The sequence below is a fragment of the Cupriavidus sp. U2 genome (genome assembly GCF_009663685.2).
Taxonomy (GTDB): Bacteria; Pseudomonadota; Gammaproteobacteria; order Burkholderiales; family Burkholderiaceae; genus Cupriavidus; species Cupriavidus necator_C.
Genome location: NZ_RCOG02000032.1, coordinates 724,670 through 742,461, shown reverse-complemented (window position 1 = coordinate 742,461; position 17,792 = coordinate 724,670). Strand labels below are relative to the sequence as shown.

The window sequence follows — 17,792 nt, the reverse complement described above, 5'->3', positions numbered from 1 at the left end:
TGTCCGCCGATTGCCTTTGCCCGCCGATTCCACCGGGCATGCATACCGAGGTTGGCGTCTGCCGCATGCCGACCCACAATACAGATCGAACGCCAGGACGCCCTGCCACGGTCCGGTGGCGTTTCAAGCAGGAAGCCATCGTGAACGCATTCGCCCTTGCTCCGCGCCGCATGTCCCAGCTGTCGGGCGTGGCCCTGTCCGTGGCGCTGCTGGCCGGCTGTGCCGATTTCCGGCCCCCCGAGTACCACCGGCCCGAAACGCCGGCCAAGGCGGCCTGGACCCGCAACGAGTCAGTCACCGTATCGCCGGCCGAGACGATCCTGCCGAACTGGTGGCAGGGCTTTGGCGATCCCTACCTGGACCAGCTCGTGGCCAGGGCGCTATCGGGCAACTACGACATCAAGGTGCTGGCCGCCCGCATCCGCGTGGCCAATGCGCAGATTGCCGAGGCCCGCGCGGGGGCGCTGCCGGTGTTCGATATCGGCGCCGGCGTGGACATCAGCAAGACCACCGGGCAGCCCGTGTCGCGCACCTATAACCTCGGTGGCACCGTGAACTGGGACATCGACGTCTGGGGCAAGGTGGAAAAGGGCGTGCAGGCCCAGAGCGCCGAGTTTCGCGCCACCGAGGCCGACTGGCGCGCCGGCTATCTGTCGCTGGTCTCCGATGTGTCGATCACGTACTTCACGATCCTGCTGCTTGACGAGCAGGTGGCGCAGCAGCGCCATACGCTGTCGCGCAACAACGACATCCTGGGCACCTACAAGGCCATGCTGGCCAACGGCCTGCTGCCGCAGATCCGCGTGATGCAGCAGCAGGCCGAAATCAATCGCCTGACCAAGGACCTGCTGGAACTGAAGCGGTCGCGCGACGTGGCCGAAAACGCGCTGGCCACGCTGGTCGGCGTGCCGGCCGGCGAACTCAAGGTGCCGCCCGGCAAGCTGCAGGAGCGCATCAAGGTGCCCGTGGTGCCGGCCGGGTTGCCTTCGCAACTGCTGGCGCGGCGCCCCGATATCGTCGCCGCCGAGTATCGCGTGCTGGCCGCCTACGACCTGGTCGGCCAGGCGCGGCTGGCGCAGTTGCCCAGCATCAGCCTGACCGCGCGCGGCGGCACCGCCAGCTTCGCGCTGTCCGACCTGATGAAGTCCTTCACCTTCGGCTTCATGCCCAGCATCAACCTGCCGATGCTGGACCCCAACGTGCGGGCCCGGGTGAAGACGACCGAGGCCAACGTGGGCGTGGTCGAGAACGAATACGGCCGCACCGTCATGACCGCGTTCGAGGAAGTGGAAAGTGCGCTGGTCAATGTCGATGCGCACAAGAAGCAGCGCGTGGAGCTGCAGCAGCAGGTGAGCCAGCTGCGCGTGGTGGGCGCGCAGATCGACGCCCAGGCGCGCGAGGGCATCGCGTCGCAACTCGACGTTTTCGAGTCCGAGCGTTCGCTGCTGACCGCCGAGCAATCCTTGTTGGGGGCGTACCAACAAATCCTGGCCGATACCGTCACGCTGTACAAGGCACTGGGCGGCGGCTGGCCCGACGTGGATGTGCGCAACAACCGTGTGGACACCGCCGCCGAGGCGGCGCCGCCGGCCGGTGCGGCGGCGTCCAAGGCGGCGCGTTAGCCGCAGCGGCGCACAAACCGTTTCAAGCCTGAAACCCGCATGGCGCTGGCGTTTGCGCAACGCTGCGCCGCAGCGCATTGACTCCCCCCAAGCGTGGCCTACTATGTTCTTACCCGTGACCTGCCGCCCCTTTGCCGACGCATGCCGACCCCGTCGCCGCGTTGGCGCGCGGTTGCGCGCCACAGGCTGCACTGTTGGCTCAGTTGAAACATGACGCGCGACGAAGCTCCCTTCATGGATGTGCCGGTCATGACGCCCCACGCTGGCCAGGCATTCGATGTCCTGCTGATGCCCGTGTCGCGCCCGGAGCTCGGCGAGATCCGCATCGACGAGGACCTGTTCGCGATCGGGCGCGGTGAGGCGCCGTTTGCCGCGTATCCGACCGAAGCCGTGTCGGTGCTGTCCCGGCGGCACGCGCGCATCTTCTCGGAAGACGGCGCAGTGTATGTGGCCGACCTGGGCAGCAAGAACGGCACACGCGTCAACGGGGACAGCGTGGCGCAGCAGCCGGCGCGGCTCAGCGATGGCGACGAGGTCAGCTTCGGTGCGGACCTGGCCTACCGCGTGCGGCTCTATCCGCGTCCGGCAGAGCCAGAGCCGCCCCGCGTGGCGGTCACGCTGACCCCGATGCGCGAGGACCTGGGCCTGCAGCCCGTGGTCATCACCGGCTTCCCCTTCATGGTCAACAAGGCGGACGACACCTTTGCCCGCTATCGCGACCAGTATCCGCACCAGGTGAACTATCTGTCGCGCCGCCATGCACACGTGTACCTGAAGCACGGCGTGCCGTGGATCGAAGACCTGGGCAGCACCAACGGCACCTTCGTCAATGGTGTGCGGCTGCGCGACCAGTCGGTGCGGCTGGAGCCCGACGACGTGGTGGCGTTTGGCGGCAGCCACTTTGTCTACCGCGTGGGGATCGAACGCGAGACCGATGCCGATGCCACGGCCACCCGGACATCGCTGGCAGCGCCCGCCGCGTCCGCCGCATCCGTCCCGTCCAATGCGTCCGACATGCCGCGCCAGGCCGCGCCGTGCGATGTCGATCCCGACAAGACCACCTTCGTGGGCGCGGCCGACTCCTTCCTGGACATCTTCTGCATGGACTATCGCGCCGCGCAGGAGGACGAGGTCAACCCAGAAGCCATGCCGGACGCGGCGGGCCCGGCCCATGCGTCGGCGCCGCGCGGGCGGATGACGATGATGGCGCTGGAGGCCATGCGCAGCTTCGGCATCCGCGACCGCCATCAACTGGAGCGTGCCGCGCGCGTGGCGATCCTGGTCATTGCCGTGCTGGTGATCGGCGGCGGCTATGTCTGGTGGCGCGGCGCGCCCGACAGGTCACTGCAGGCGCTGGTCGACGAAGGCAAGTACGTGCGCGCCGCGGAAGTGGCCGACAAGGTGCTGTCGCGCCACCCCGGCGAGGCACGCTACCAGGCGCTTGGCGCCGAGGCCCTGATGCGCGGCTACGTGCCGCAATGGTCGGCGCGGCTGCAGGCCAGCGACGCCGACGGCGCCAACGCGGTGCTTGGCGAGATGCGGGCTCGCAGCCAGCACAATGCCGACGGCCAGGCGCTGACCGGGCAGCTGGCCTGGGTAGCCGACCTGGAGCGTTACGTGGCCCAGCGCGGCGGCATCGACGGCCCGATCCGCATGTACGCGGACGAAGCGAAGATCCGCGACCTGCTGCGGCGCTGGGAGGACGACACGGCGTCGCACCAGCGGCTGCTCGGGCGCATCGCCAACGACGTGCCGTCGTTCCGCGACACCTACGCGCGCGCGCTGAGCGATCTGCGCCGGCTGCAGAACGACGAATCGGTGCTGCTGGCCGCCATCGACCGGCTCAACGTGGCCATCGCCACGGAACTGGGCCGCGACCAGCCCGAGGCGTTGCAGCCGATGCTGGCCGAATACAAGGACAAGTACCCGCGGCTGGTGGGGCTGGACAGCGTGGAGCGCGACCTGCACCAGTACACGGCGATGATCGAGGCGCTGCGCGTGCGGGCGCCCGGGCCGCTGGTGGCGCTGATGCAGAAGGCCAGCTTTGCCACGCCGCCGTTCCAGGCCGCCTATCAGAAACTCAAGGCCACGCGCCTGCCCGGCGACGACGTGCAGAAGCAGTATCTGGCGGCCAGCAAGGCATGGGAGCAGGGCGACGGCGCGGCTGCGCTGGCCGCGCTGAAGGCCGTCACGGCGGGGCCCTGGGCGGCCGATGTGGCGAAGGATGTTGCCCACAAGGAGCAGGTGCTGGCGCAGTACGGCGCCATCAAGGCCGCACGCGGATCGCCCGGCTATGAAGAACAGCTGCTGGCGTTCTACGAGTCGCTGGACCCGAAGACCGATGGCTACTTCGCCAGCAGCATCGACGCCGATGTGAACAGCATCCGCGACGCAGCGCTGCGGCGCGCCAACCAGCTGCTGAACCGCGCGGCCACGGCATGGCGCCAGTATCGCAACAGCGGCCTGATTGCCGGCGAACAACGGCTGGAATCGGGTATTTCGGCCAAGTTCCGCTCGCAGGCCCGGCTGCTGGCCGATGCCCAGGACGATGCGCGCAAGGGGCTGCGCATCTATGCCCAGCTGAAGATCGAGGATTCGGCGCAGTGGAGCAAGATCCGTGACGACATCCAGGCCGAAGTCGACACCCAGCGCCGGTCGCTCAATGACCTGCGCATGGTGCTGGACCCGGCGGTGCTCAAGGCCAAGCTGGCGCTGGTGGGCGAGGGCAGCAAGGAGGGCGGCAAGGACGAAGGCAAGGACGGCGGGGGCAAGGACGGCAAGGCCGCGCCGGCCGGGACCGCGGCCACCGCCGCCGCCGTGAAGCCCGAAGCGGGGAGTACGCCATGAAGGACGAGAACCGCGACAACAGGCTGCGGCCGCTGACCGAGGCGCTGGAAGACCATAGCGCCGAAGGCATCGCGCTGCTCAGCGCCGAGCCGCGCCGGCTGACGCTGCTGGCCGTGGTGACCACGGGCGTGCTGGTGCTGTGCGCGCTGCTGTGGTCGTTCTTCGGCCACGCCGACGTGATCGTGACTGCGCAGGGCACGCTGGCGCCGGAGTCCGAGGTGCGGCGCTTCTATGCGCCGGTCGATGGGGAGCTGGTCGATCTCTACGTGGCCGAGGGCCAGCCGGTGTCGAAGGACGACGTGGTGGCGCGGCTCAACGCGCGCGGCGCCATCGAGGCGGCGGCCAATGCGCTGCAGGCCCAGCTCAAGCTCGAAGACGCCGAACGCGAGTGGAAGCAGTTTCCCGAGCGCAAGGCCTTGCTGGAGCGCCGCGCGCTGGCGCTGAAGCAGCAGATCGAACTCAATTCGCGCCAGCACGAGAACCGCCTGGCCGAAGGCACGACGCGGCTGGCCGAGCAGCAGCGCGCGCAGTTGGCCGAGGCGCGCAGCAATCTGGAAAACGCGCGCCGCGCACGGGAATTCGCACGCCAGGAGCAGGACCGCTATGCGCGGCTGTTCGCGTTGCCCGCCGGCGGCGGGGTGTCGCAATCGCAGGTCGAGGCCAAGCGCGCGGCCACGCAGGAGGCCGAGAACACCCTGCGCGTGGCGCAGTCGCGGCTGGCCGAACTGGACGCGCGGCTGGCGCAGGAATTCACGCAGGCCAGCGCGCAGCTGGAAGGCAGCGGCCAGGAACTGGCCAGCCTGCGCGTGCAGTACGACGCCGCCGTGCGCGAGATCACCAGCACCGAGGACAAGCTGCGGCTGCAGGTGCAGACGGCCCGGCTGGTGGCCGATGCCGCCGCACGCATCAAGTTCGAGAACATCGACAAGGACAACTTCCTGCTGATCCTGGCGCCGGTGTCGGGCGTGATTACCGATGTGACGTCCACCCAGCGTGGCGACAAGGTGCAGGCCAATACGCCGCTGGGCGGCATCGCGCCCAAGGATGCCCGGCCGATGCTGCGCATCGAGATTGCCGAACGCGACCGTGCCTTCCTGCGCGAGGGGCTGCCGGTCAAGCTCAAGTTCAGCGCGTTTCCGTACCAGCGGTACGGCCTGATCGCGGGCACGCTCGAATACATCTCGCCGGCCACCAAGCCGTCGGGCCCCGACAAGCAGCCGGTGTACGAGGGCCGCGTGCGGCTGGCGCAGGACTACTACAGCGTGGCCAGCAACAAGTATCCGTTGCGCTACGGCATGACCGCCACGGCGGAGATCGTGGTGCGGGAAAGGCGCCTGATCGACCTGGGGCTCGATCCATTCAGGCAGGTCGCGGGTTGAACGTGGAGGAGAGGGCGATGACAGCCATCGTACGCATCGACGAAGAAGTGATCGGCGTCGACGAATTCGTGAGGGTCCTGAAGCTGACCGGCCAGTTCGAAGGCCTGGTGGAGCAACTGGTGCGGGACAAGCTGACCGCCCACGCGGCGCGGCGCCAGGGCCTGAAGCTGACGCCTGAGGAAGTGCAGGAGCGCGCCGACCAGTTCCGCCGCGTGCATGGCCTGCACCGGGCGGCAGACATGAACCACTACCTCGACGCGCTGAACATCACGCTGGACGAGTTCGAGAACTTCATCACCGACAGCCTGTACCAGGAAAAGATGATGGAGCAGGTGTGCACGGACCAGGCGGTGGAGTCGTACTTCCAGCTCAATTCACCGAAGTTCGACAGCATCGAGGTCAGCCATATCGTGGTGGACACCGAGGGCAAGGCGAAGGAACTGGTGTCGTACCTGCAGGACGATCCCGACGCGTTTGCCGAGATGGCGCGCGAGCATTCGATCGCCGATACGCGCGAGCAGGGGGGCGACATCGGCAAGGTGCTGCGCGGATCGCTCAAGGGCGACATCGAGGCCAAGGTGTTCAACGCCGAAGCCGGTGACCTGCTGGGGCCGTTTCCGGCGCCGGACAAGTCGTTCTTCGAGGTCTTCCTGGTGCGCGCCAAGCATCCGGCCCGGCTGGACCCCGACGTGACCGTGGAGATCCGCCGGCTGCTCCGCGAGGAATGGCTGATGGCCAGGGCGCAGGAACATGTCATCGAAGCCCGCTAGCGAGGTGGCGGCGCCGGCCGCTGCCGCCGCCCCCGCGCCGCCCGCCGGACAGTCGCTGGCCGACTTCCTGGCCACGGTGGAGATCCTGTCGCCGTTGTCGCGCGACGAGATCGAGCGGCTGGCCGCCAGCGCCCGCACGCTGCATTTCGGCTTTGGCGACACGGTCTGCAATGCGGGCGAGCCGGCGGACGGCATTTTCATCGTGCGCAGCGGCTCCGTGCGCGTGTTCAACGAGGAGCATGGCAAGGAAATCAGCATGGGCGTGCGCAAGACCGGCGAAGTGTTTGCCGATATTGCGCTGCTGCGCGAGTACCGGCACGAGTCGTCGGTGCGGGCATCGGGCAAGACCGAGCTGATCACGATACCGCGCGCCGTTGCCGAGCCGACGGTGGGCGGCAACCCGGCCGCGCTGGCCTTTATCACCAGCTACGTGGCCATCAGTTCGGCGGGGGGCTTCGTGGCGCGGCTGTTCGACCTGCGCGGCAAGCTCGACAAGCTGGAGCTGGAAGACGCCGTGCGCAGCGTGGGCGTCAAGCGGGTGGCGGCAGGCAAGGAAATCCTGCAGCAGGACGGGCGCGAGGACCGGCGTCTGTATGTGGTGCGCCAGGGCACGGTGCGCATCGTGCGCGAGGAGGACGGCGACACGTTCCAGCTTGCCACGCTGGGACAGGGCGAAATCTTCGGCGAGCGCGCCTGCGTGATGCGCCAGGAGCAGATTGCCTCGGCCATTGCCGAGACCGACACGCGGCTGCTGGTGATCCCGGAGAAGACGGTGCAGTTGATCCTGGAGCGCAACGCGCGGCTGCGCGAGGTGCTGGAAGAGCGCATCCGCACCGTGGATCGGGAATTGCACCGGCAGAAGAAGCTCGCCGAGCGCCGCAAGCGGCCGGTGCTGCTGGACCTGCATTCGAAGCCCGCGCTGGGCGAACGGCTGATCCGTCGCTTCGCGCTGGTCGAGCAGGCCGAGGAGATGGATTGCGGTGCCGCCTGCCTGGCGATGATCTGCCGCCACTATGGCATCCCCATGACGCTGGGCAAGTTGCGCGAACTGGCCAATGTGACCACCGCCGGCGCCACGCTCGACAGCCTGGCGCGGGCGGGCGAATCGCTGGGCTTCACCACGCGCGGCGTGCAATGCACGCGCGATGCGCTGACCGGCTTCGAACTGCCGTTCATCATCCACTGGGAGGGCTACCACTACGTGGTGGTCTACGGCGTGTCGTCGCAGTACGTGTGGGTGGCGGACCCGGCCATCGGCTTCCGCAAGATGAGCGCCGAGGAGTTCGAGCGCGGCTGGAGCGGCACCTGCCTGCTGTTCTCGCCCGGTACGCAGATGAACGAACTGGCGGTGTCGCGCTCGCCGTGGCTGCGCTTCATCGGCTACCTGTCGCCGTACAAGCGCATCCTGGCGCATCTGTTCCTGGCCACGTTCGTGATCCAGGTGCTGGGCGTGGTGCCGCCGCTGATCATCCAGAACATCCTCGACGGCGTGGTGGTGCACCAGAACATCGGGCTGCTTCACCTGCTGATCCTGGGGCTGGTGATCTCGAACGTGTTCACGCAGCTGATGGTCACCATCCGCGCGTACCTGGCGAACTTCATGGTCCGCAACATGGATTTCGCGATGATGTCGCACTTCTTCAAGCACACGCTGTCGCTGCCGCTGTCGTTCTTTGCCAAGCGCAAGACCGGCGACATCTTCGCGCGCTTCCAGGAAAACCAGACCATCCGCGCGTTCCTGACGGAGTCCACGGTCACCACGGCGCTGAACCTGCTGATGGTGTTCATCTACTTCAGCATCATGTTCCTCTACAACGTGAAGCTGACGCTGCTGCTGATTGCGTTCGTGATCCCGATTGCCGCGCTGACCGTGGTGGTCACGCCCAAGGTGAAGGGCTACGCGCGCGAGGTGTTCGCGGCGTCGACCGATGCCAAGGCCTACCTGATGGAAACGCTGGGCGGCGCGGAGACCGTGAAGGGCATGGGGATCGAACGCCCGGTGCGGCTGCGCTGGGAGCGCAAGTACGCCAAGGCGCTGGACAAGCAGTACCAGGCGCAATCGTTCCATATCCTGGTGGGGCTGGTCAGCCAGGTGCTGAACGCGGCCACCACCATCACGATCCTCTGGGTGGGCGCCACGCTGGTGCTGGAGCGCGAGCTGACGATCGGGCAGCTGATCGCGTTCAACGCCTTCATGGGCAGCGTGCTGGCGCCGCTGATGGGGCTGGTGGCGCTGTGGGGCCAGCTCAACGATGCCGGCGTGGCGATGGAGCGGCTCGGCGACGTGCTGGACCTGGACCCGGAGCAGAAGCCGCAGGACGTGATGTCGCGCGTGTCGCTGCCCGACCTGCAGGGCGAGATCCAGTTCGACGGCGTGTACTTCCGCTATGGCGGCGAGGACACCGCCTACGTGCTGGAGAACATCAGCTTCCATATGCGGCCGGGCGAGATGGTTGCCATCGTCGGGCGCAGCGGGTCAGGCAAGACCACGCTGGCCAAGCTGCTGGTGGGCTTCTACAAGCCAACCGACGGCACCATGAAGGTGGACGGCTATGACATGAACGTGATCGACACCGAGTTCTTCCGTGCCCAGGTGGGGTATGTGATGCAGACCAACCTGCTGTTCTCGGGCACGGTGGCCGAGAACATTGCCTGCGGGGACGACAGCCCGGACCGGCGCCGCATCGAGGAAGTGGCCAAGATGGCCGACGCCCACGCGTTCATCTCGAAGCTGCCGCTCGGCTACGAGCAGGTGGTTGGCGAGCGCGGCATCGGGCTGTCGGGCGGGCAGATCCAGCGGCTGTGCATCGCCCGGGCGCTGTATCACGACCCGCGGCTGCTGGTGTTCGACGAGGCCACGTCGGCGCTGGACACGCAGTCGGAGAGCAACATCCTGGCCAATATGCAGGAGATCCTGAAGGGCCGCACGGCCGTGATCATCGCGCACCGGCTCAGCACCATCATGCAGGCCGACAAGATCCTGGTGCTGTACGAAGGCGGCATCGTGGAGCAGGGGCGGCACGAGGAACTGCTGGAACGGCGCGGCATGTACTACCAGTTGGTCCAGAAGCAGTTGAGCGCGGCATGAAGCTATACAACCCCACCCCCGTCACTTCGGCCGTATCGTTCGCCGGCCTGATCGAGCGGATCGAGATCCTGCGCTCCACGCTGCGCTGGTCGTCGCGGCTGGAGCGGCCCGACATCGAGAAGCTGCTCAAGCAGGCCACCACACTGCGCGACGAGGTCATGGGCCTGTCGCACAAGGAACGCTTTGTGGCGGCGGCGTCGGCCACGGGCGAGGCGGGGGCCGACGAGGCAGTGGTCGAGCCGGTGGAGATGTCGTCCCGCGAGCGGCGGCAGGCGCTGATGGAGCGAAGCTTTATCTTCGAGGGCACGTTCGGCGACAACCCCAGGCTGCTCGAATCGCTGGAAATCGCCGAGAAGGCTGCGCCGACCGACCTGCCCGTGCTGATCGACGGCGAAAGCGGCACCGGCAAGGAGCTGATGGCCAAGGTGATCCATGCCAACGGCCTGCGCAACGACAAGCCGTTCATCTCGGTCAACTGCGGCGCGATTCCTGACAGCCTGCTCGAATCGGAACTGTTCGGCCACAAGAAGGGCGCGTTCACCGGCGCGGCCAACGACCGGCGCGGCAAGTTCGAGAGCGCGCATACGGGCACCATCTTCCTGGACGAGATCGGGGAATTGCCGCTGACCGGGCAGGTGAAGCTGCTGCGCGTGCTGGAGGCGCACGAGATCCAGCGGGTGGGCTCGGACGAGGTGATCGCCGTCGATACGCGCATCGTCGCGGCCACCAACAAGGACCTGCGCCGGATGAGCCAGGAGGGCACGTTCCGCGAAGACCTGTTCTACCGGCTCAGCGTGATCCACGTGACGCTGCCGGCCCTGCGCGAACGGCGCGACGAAATCCCGCTGCTGGTGGCCTACTTCGGCGACGAGGCGGCCGGCCAGCTCAAGCGGCGGCCGCTGAAGCTGACGCCCCGGCTGCGCGACTTCCTGCTGCACTACGAGTATCCGGGCAATATCCGCGAACTGCGCAACCTGATGTACCGGCTGTCATGCCTGGCCGGCGACACGGCCGATTTCGCCCATCTGCCCCAGGACATCCGCCCCAGGCCGACCGGGCTGCAGGCCGTGGCAGCCGCGGGCGGCAAGGCAACGGTAACCGACCTGAGCACGGCCACATCGCTCAGCGAGGCCAAGCGCGCCGCCAGCGACGAGGCCGAAAGGGCCTTCCTGGAACGCGGGCTGCAGGAAGTCGGGGGAACCGTGGCCGAATTGGCGCGCCGCTTCGACATGAACCGGTCGCACATCCAGATGCTGCTGAAGAAGCACGGCATCCACTCGAAGGATTTCCGGAACAACCGGCAGGCGGATGGGAAGTAGGGCGGGGCGATCAGACGATCGGCGAGGGAGGGATTTGCGGATGCCGGGCTTTTTCAGTCATTGCCCCCCTCCAGATCCTCCTTCATCGGATGGTATTTTTTCCCCGCTCAGGAAGTCGTCCCGGATTTCATAGATTTTCGTCACCATTGCAGTCTCCCAGATCGTCATCCATCGGGTGATATTTCCCCCAGCCGAAGAAGTCGTTATAGGCTTGGCAAGCCTCGTTGTAGCTGTTGGCTTCGAATGTCTTGAGCAATCGCGGCTTCCCTTCGAAAAGCAAGGCCTCCTTCTCTATCTCGCCCTTTCGGAGTAACGCAATCTGACTACAACCATCGCTCTCGGCGATGGCTTCCCAGATCTCATAGATAGTGCGCATGCCGGTAACCTATGGTATGAATGCCCGTCCGGATAGAACGTCTATGTCGACGCGCTCTGAGCCGCCGGCGTTTCTGATTTTGTCATTGTGAAAGGTCCGTTTTCTTTGACCTATCCCGCCCGCGTTCGCTGAGTCAATCATATATTTGCGCGCTCGATCAATTGCCTGGGTACGGTTGTGATATTGCCTTTTTGTCATTCGGGCTACGACCGCGTCCAACTTCACCAGGCCGGCCACTACAGGCAAGGGATGAGCCTGAGCCCAAGCTTCCGCATCGCCAATCCCTGCGTTTGGATAGTCGACACCCTGTGCGTGAATACGGCCTCGGTGCTCTTCCCGCTTACTTTTTCCGGTACAAATATTGACTATCCGTTGTGTCCAGATAACAAGCCACTCCCAAGGACGCCTGGATCCCGTCCCGTACGCCAGGTTGTCCCAAGGCGATGGCGTGTAGGTGTCTGGCACCGATGTGGCGGCGCCCAGCACGTGCGGCTGGGGTGGCACGGGGACTGCCTGAGCCTGCGCCGGGCTGAACAGCCATGTGAAGATCCTGGTCAGCCACCCGAACCAACGATCAAACGGATTTGCGCCCACATTGTCCGCGGCTGGATCGGTATGATCTACCGCGCCGGGTTCAATGAAGGGATCGCTGCCGACCAAGCTCGAGCCGTTCTCCTGAACATCCACCAGCCGGTGCGCCGCGTCGTACTTGTAGTGGGTCTCACGGCCATGTGGGCCGGTCTGCCGCGTCAATTGGCCAATGGCGTCGTACGCGTACGTTGTGAGATTGGCTCCGTAGTGATACGCCACAGGGCGGGCGCGCGCGTCATAGACGTATTTCAGTCGGATCCCGTTCAGGTCGATGGCCTCAAGCAACCGTCCCGCGCCATCGTACGCCAAGGCGCGGGAGGTGCGGCGGTTGACGTCGGTTGCCGTCGCGAGGTTGCCCTGTGCGTCGTACGAGAAAGTCCACCGGTCCACGATTCGAGTGTCTTCCCGTCCAGTCAGGCTGGTCAGCAAGCCGTTGTGATCGTAGGTCCACGCAACGCTCGCTATGGCGTCAACCCGTGGTGCCCCGTAGCCCATTTCGCCAGTTGCGTCTGCGGTTGCGAACCAGGTATGCAGAATGGGTTGTCCAACGCTGTCGTACTCGATGGTGTCCACGCGATTCGGCCTGGCGATTCGCGTCGGCAAATTCCAGCCGGTATGCCATTCCGTTGAGGTCACTTGTTTATCCGGTAGACCCGGGTTTTCGATACGCTGCGTCTCGCGACCTTGCTGGTCATACGTGTACTGCGTTTCCCGGTCTTCGAAATCTACGGTGCGTGCAACGTTTCCCGTCGCGTCGTACACGATAAATTTCGTACCGCCTGCTTCCGGGGGTGGGCCCTCGATCGACGCGGGGCGCAGTCGATTTCCAATACGAATCTGTCGGTATAACGTGGCTGGAGAGCCGTAGGGGAAAGTCCGTGCAGTCTCCAGTTCGCTGAGATATACCAACGTGACCCGGTCAACGCCGCCCGCCCGCTCGGTGCTCTTGATGCGTCCTTGGGCGTCGTACTCATAGGTGGAATAGCGGACCCCGGCTTCGTCAGTAATGCCGGTCAGCTGATGAGTCCATATCGATCGGTATGGCGAATTCTCGTAATGGTACGTGCGCCGCGTGCCATCGGGATGCACCACGACGGCGAGCATGCCCCATGGGTTGTACTCATATCGCGTCGTGCGGTTCGTTGGATCGGTGATCGAAGCGATACGTCCGGCTGTGTCGTACTGGAAGGTGTAGCTTTGTTTGAAGTGATTTTCCACGCGTGAAAGCTGTCCGCCTTCGCCATAAGTCAGCGTGATAGTTCTGCCGTTGCGTGCCACGATATGTAGCAGGCGACCCCGGGCGTCGTAGGTTTCGAAGGAATGGTCAGTGGCATTGAAGTATCGCCAACCAATACTTCCATTCGTTCCTGATGTCAGCGTTATCGCGTCGCGTCCACTCACCGCGATCCAGCCGGTTTCGGATTTCTGAAAAGTTCGGGCAGAGCCATCACCACGCAGTACCGAGATCGAATCGGGTGACACTCCGGGATTCTGAATCTGCCGGTTCCATTGGTGCGTCCAATTCGGACCGAAGCCGTCGGCCGCCGCGAAACGGACCTCGGACCGGTACGTCCGTTCGAGCGCCGGCACGTGCTCCGTACCCGGAATGTCAAGTTCTTTCTGGGTTTTGACTCCGGTGCCGACGGCGACGGGATTGCCCAGCGGGCAGCTTTCGTCTTCGATGTCGCGAACGGGTGTGCTGCCGGCCCAGAAGAACGGCCCTCCACATCTTTGGTCTTCGGGGCCGATATCGAGCCCGGGCTCGGATGCATCGGGAGCGCAACGAAGGCGCCCACCAACATGAAAGGAGCCTGTAGCGTGGATGCACTGACGGTCAGCGTCGTCGTATCTCCAGAAATCTGAGGCGTAGAGGTGGTTGTTCAGGTTGTCGCAGGCTTCTTGCGGTGTGTCGAAATATACGCCGATCGGGTACGCGGAGTAGTACATGCGCGGTGGCGCGGCATGCGTGAAGGCTGTCGCGATGAGCGTGCATAGCGCCGTTGCGACAATACATGCTCGGGTGACGCGACGTGGCTGACTGGCGGGCAGGTGCATTGCAGGGTTTCCGGGCATCGAGGGGCAAGCGCTGCGCGCCGTGTGTGCGAAACACATGCCGCGGCGCTTGTCGCTCATCTTGCCCACGTGGCGCAATAACACAAACAGACGATTCTCGAATCGCCATGCGAAACGTCCGCAATGTGTGCTGCGTTTGCCTTGCCTCAAACCTCCGGATTCAGCAGCGTCATGTCCGATCCGCCGCCGATGTCCTCGGCGCGGATGACCACTACCGACACGTTGTCGCGGCCGCCATTGTCGAGCGCCTGCTTGACCAATGCATCGGCGGCAGCCGCCGGATCGGCGATGCCCGGGGCCAGCAGGGCAGCGATCTGGTCGTCCTCGACTTCGTTGCTGAGCCCGTCGCTGCAGAGCAGGAACACGTCGCCATCGCCGATCTCCAGCGTCAGCCGTTCCAGATCCAGCGTGGCTGCCGCACCCACGGCGCGCGTGATGGTGTTGTGGGCGGGATGGTGTTTGGCCTCGTCGGCGGTGATCAGCCCGCGCGCCTTGAGCCGTTCCACCTGGCTGTGATCGCGCGACAGCTGTTTCAGGTGGCCGTCGCGGAGCAGGTAGAGCCGGCTGTCCCCGGCCCACAGGCAACTGCAGCGGCGCTCGCAGGCCAGCAGCATCACCACGGTGCTGCCGATCACGCGCACCTTCATCCGCAGCGCTTCCTCGATCAGCAACTGGTTGACGGTCTGCATGGCCAGTCGCGCGCTCTCTGCGGCGCCATCGAGGCTGTCGGGCTCGGGCAGCGCCGATAGCGCCTGGATGATCGCGCGGCTGGCGAAGTCGCCCACCGCGTGGCCGCCCATGCCATCGGCCACGGCCCAGATGCCGCGCTCGGGCATGGCCAGGCAGGCGTCTTCATTGCGTGCCCGCACCCGTCCGACGTCTGTGCAGGCGGCCGAAGTCCAGCGGAATTGCGATACGCAGGTCACGGCATGCTCCAGCGCGGGCCGATACCGGCTTGCGCGTATGGCGCCCCCGGGGCGCCGGGAATTTGGAAGTCACCGCGAAAGCCCTGCCGGATGCTGCAGGGCTCAGACCAGCCGTCCCTTGTTGCGGGCGTCCATGCCGGCATCGACCGTGATATTCGAATTCGGCGCCGTGTTCTGGACGTTCACGTTCTGGAACTGGTTGTTCATCTGATCAGCATAGAAGCTGTAGTTGATCTCGTAAAAGTTCACGACGGGTAACGCGCTGGGGCGCGCCGCCACATAAGGCTGGATCCAGCCGAACACCCACGGCGCGCCGCCGCCCCGCACGGCCGACATGGCCCGGAAATCCAGTGCGCGTTGGGTGTTCAGGTCGCGGATGGTGAGCGTAGCCATGATGGTCTCCTGAGGCTGGCATCGAAAGGGTCTGCCGGTAAGGAGCAAACGGTGTGCCACGGCGCCGTTGTGATGATTGGGGCGCATGCCGTACCCATTGTGCGAGCCATGTGAGGCATTGGCCTGATTGCGCGTTGGGCACGCGCCAACAGCCGGCCGGAACTGGTGGGGCGGCGCCGTCAGCATGCGGCCGCCAGGCGTTGGCCCTGCGCTGACGTCCTGCTGCTCGCGGGCCTCACCCCAATGCCGGTCGCGCGCCAACACAATCCGGCCAACGCTGTTGGGCATACGCCGACGAATTCGCGCGATTCGAATTTGCCGATTCCCCGCCAGCCGTTGTCCCGCCGTCGATACGGTGGTCTGGCACGCTTGATGCGGTTGGGTAGGCACCGACGCAGCCCTGGCTGCCAGCCACCGACACCGAACCGAGACCTGCCATGAACGCCCAAGACCAACAACAAGTCAGCCGCCTGGAAGATGCCTACCTGCCCGGCGCCCATCTCGTGACGGAACGCAATGGCTACGCGCACCATGGCATCTACGTCGGCCAGGGCCGCGTCATCCACTACGCCGGCTTCTGCCACGCGCTGCACGCTGGTCCCGTGGAAGAAACCACGCTCGAACAGTTTGCCGACGGCCACGGCGTGACGGCCAAGTCCGAACCCTGCGCCCGCTACCTGGGCGCCGAAGCCGTGTCGCGCGCCCGCAGCCGCCTGGGCGAGAACCGTTACCACCTGCTGACCAACAACTGCGAGCACTTCTGCACGTGGTGCCTGCTGGGCCAGCCCCGCAGCGAACAGGTGGAAACCTGCCTGCGCAACCCCGGCACCGCAATGGTCATCGTCCTGCAGATGGCGCTGGCCCTGCTGTCGAGCCTCCACCTCGCCAGCCTGCACGCCGCCTGATCCATCGCAAGCACGCCACTGCCAAAGGGGCCCGCCATGTCCGGACTGATCGATTGGGAAAACTGTACCGCCCGCAGCGGCCGCGCCTGCCACCGCGCGTGCGGCCAGCAGCGGGACGCCGCCCAGGCCCGCCGGCCAAGGCGCCACGAAATGCGCCACGAAATGCGCCACGACAGGGATCGCCAACATCCCGCACTGGCGGAGTTTGCTATACTGCGCCCCGTCTTCCGGTCCGCCCGCCCCAGCGCGGCGCAGGCACCGTGCAGACGGTCCGCTCGCCGTAGTTCAATGGATAGAACGAGCGCCTCCTAAGCGCTAGATACAGGTTCGATTCCTGTCGGCGGGACCACCCACCCTGAGCATGAGCGGACCCACTGGGGACCATGACCGGGGGTCACAAGGGTGAGGATACTGGCACCCCGGGCCGCGCTACCAGGCAGTGTGCGCTGGCACCCGTAACGGCGCACGTTGCGCCGTGCCGCCCATCCAGCGACAGGCCACAATGTGGCCTGTTTCTTTGCCGCGCGACCCTGTGCGCGAAGCTGCCGATTTCTGCGGGCCAGTTTCCACAAACGGCTATCATGTAGCCCGCACGCCGCAGCCGCGGTGGCGTTGTCTGTCCAAATCTGTCGATCCATGCCTCTATTCCGGACGTCTCTGCGCTGGTTTTCCGCGCTGGCCGTGATGGCTGCCACCCCCGCGGTGGCGGTGCAGCCTGCGTCCGATCCGGCATTGAACGACACGTCCGGCTGTTCGGCGCTGATCGATATCGTCCAGGAAAGCCTGCGCGGCGAGATCGACGTGGTGTGCCCGAAGGACGGCAACGAAGCGTGCGAGGCCAAGAATGGCCAAATCCGGGCGCTGCTGGACATCGTGGACGAGCGTCGCAAGCGCAAGGCCGACGAGTGCGAGACGCTGGTTCAGGTCAACCGCCTGCTGCGCACGCTGCCGCCAAAGACCTGAGCGCCGGAGGGCGCCCAGCGGCTAGTGGCTCATCTTCGAGAACAACTGGATGACCGCCACCCCGGCGATGATCAGCGCGATGCCAACCACGGCCGCCAGATCGGGTACCTGGCGGTACAGCACCACGGCGATCAGCGTCACCAGGACAATGCCCGCGCCCGACCAGATCGCGTAGGCCACCCCCACCGGCACGGTCTTCATGACCTGCATCAGCAGCCAGAACGCGGCCACATAGCCCGCCACGACCAGCACGCTGGGCCAGAGGCGCGTGAAATTCTCCGCGGCCTTGAGGCTGCTGGTGGCAATCACTTCGGCGACGATGGCCAGGGCAAGTAGCAGATCTCCGTTCATGGCAAGGGGCGGAATGCAGGGAAACAGCGTTTGAGCACGCAAAAGCGACCATTAAGGCGCCTGTGCGCACCATTATGCAAGATGCACTCAAACAGGGGGCTGCAAAACGGTGCCGAAAATGCCCACAATCCAGTCTCCATGCGGGTTTCAGGCGGTTGGATTACCCTCCCTCGCGGTGGTTGTGCCAAA

The 17,792-nt window shown here is 65.7% G+C and carries 13 protein-coding genes and 1 tRNA gene; 9 read left to right on the top strand and 5 right to left on the bottom strand.

All coding sequences use genetic code 11. The features are described 5' to 3' along the window. Positions 1–170: 170 nt before the first annotated feature. From D9X30_RS27625 to D9X30_RS27600, 6 genes are all read left to right on the top strand, one after another. Positions 171–1,622, top strand: a complete 1,452-nt coding sequence (locus tag D9X30_RS27625) for an efflux transporter outer membrane subunit (RefSeq protein WP_153945715.1) — start codon at positions 171–173, stop codon at positions 1,620–1,622. Positions 1,623–1,832: 210 nt separating this feature from the next. After that, positions 1,833–4,469 carry an FHA domain-containing protein gene (locus tag D9X30_RS27620; protein WP_153945500.1) on the top strand — a complete coding sequence of 879 codons (2,637 nt, stop codon included), beginning with the start codon at positions 1,833–1,835 and terminating at the stop codon, positions 4,467–4,469. Next, positions 4,466–5,848, top strand: a complete 1,383-nt coding sequence (locus tag D9X30_RS27615) for an HlyD family secretion protein (RefSeq protein ID WP_153945499.1) — start codon at positions 4,466–4,468, stop codon at positions 5,846–5,848. The genes D9X30_RS27620 and D9X30_RS27615 overlap by 4 nt, the downstream gene beginning before the upstream one ends. A gap of 17 nt (positions 5,849–5,865) precedes the next feature. After that, positions 5,866–6,618, top strand: a complete 753-nt coding sequence (locus D9X30_RS27610) for a peptidylprolyl isomerase (protein WP_153945498.1) — start codon at positions 5,866–5,868, stop codon at positions 6,616–6,618. Then, positions 6,599–9,706: a peptidase domain-containing ABC transporter gene (locus D9X30_RS27605; RefSeq protein WP_153945497.1), complete on the top strand. Its 3,108-nt coding sequence runs from the start codon at positions 6,599–6,601 to the stop codon at positions 9,704–9,706. Before D9X30_RS27610 ends, D9X30_RS27605 begins: the two co-directional genes overlap by 20 nt. Then, positions 9,703–11,025: a sigma-54 interaction domain-containing protein gene (locus D9X30_RS27600; protein WP_153945496.1), complete on the top strand. Its 1,323-nt coding sequence runs from the start codon at positions 9,703–9,705 to the stop codon at positions 11,023–11,025. Before D9X30_RS27605 ends, D9X30_RS27600 begins: the two co-directional genes overlap by 4 nt. Positions 11,026–11,152: 127 nt before the next feature. On the opposite strand, the gene D9X30_RS27595 is transcribed toward D9X30_RS27600, so the two are convergent. The 4 genes from D9X30_RS27595 to D9X30_RS27580 form a co-directional block, all read right to left on the bottom strand. Further along, positions 11,153–11,401, bottom strand: a complete 249-nt coding sequence (locus D9X30_RS27595) for a hypothetical protein (protein WP_153945495.1) — start codon at positions 11,399–11,401, stop codon at positions 11,153–11,155. A 9-nt stretch (positions 11,402–11,410) separates the two neighbouring features. Beyond that, the gene (locus D9X30_RS27590) at positions 11,411–14,125 is read right to left on the bottom strand and encodes a DUF6531 domain-containing protein (RefSeq protein ID WP_153945494.1); all 2,715 of its coding nucleotides are present in this window, start codon (positions 14,123–14,125) and stop codon (positions 11,411–11,413) included. Between the two features lie 86 nt (positions 14,126–14,211). Continuing rightward, positions 14,212–14,991: a PP2C family protein-serine/threonine phosphatase gene (locus D9X30_RS27585; RefSeq protein WP_249641101.1), complete on the bottom strand. Its 780-nt coding sequence runs from the start codon at positions 14,989–14,991 to the stop codon at positions 14,212–14,214. A gap of 102 nt (positions 14,992–15,093) precedes the next feature. After that, positions 15,094–15,384 carry a hypothetical protein gene (locus D9X30_RS27580; RefSeq protein WP_153945492.1) on the bottom strand — a complete coding sequence of 97 codons (291 nt, stop codon included), beginning with the start codon at positions 15,382–15,384 and terminating at the stop codon, positions 15,094–15,096. A gap of 437 nt (positions 15,385–15,821) precedes the next feature. On the opposite strand from D9X30_RS27580, the gene D9X30_RS27575 reads away from it, so the two are divergent. The 3 genes from D9X30_RS27575 to D9X30_RS27565 all read left to right on the top strand — a co-directional run bounded on the left by D9X30_RS27575 (position 15,822) and on the right by D9X30_RS27565 (position 17,252). After that, complete coding sequence (locus D9X30_RS27575; protein WP_153945491.1) at positions 15,822–16,289, top strand: lecithin retinol acyltransferase family protein; 468 nt, start codon at positions 15,822–15,824, stop codon at positions 16,287–16,289. Between the two features lie 274 nt (positions 16,290–16,563). Then, a tRNA-Arg gene (locus D9X30_RS27570) sits at positions 16,564–16,638 on the top strand. 287 nt (positions 16,639–16,925) lie between these two features. Then, a complete protein-coding gene (locus D9X30_RS27565; RefSeq protein ID WP_153945490.1) occupies positions 16,926–17,252 on the top strand; it encodes a hypothetical protein in 327 nt (108 codons plus the stop codon). A 21-nt stretch (positions 17,253–17,273) separates the two neighbouring features. Here D9X30_RS27565 and D9X30_RS27560 read toward each other — a convergent pair whose 3' ends face one another. Continuing rightward, complete coding sequence (locus D9X30_RS27560) at positions 17,274–17,603, bottom strand: DMT family transporter (protein ID WP_153945489.1); 330 nt, start codon at positions 17,601–17,603, stop codon at positions 17,274–17,276. Between the last annotated feature and the right edge of the window lie 189 nt (positions 17,604–17,792).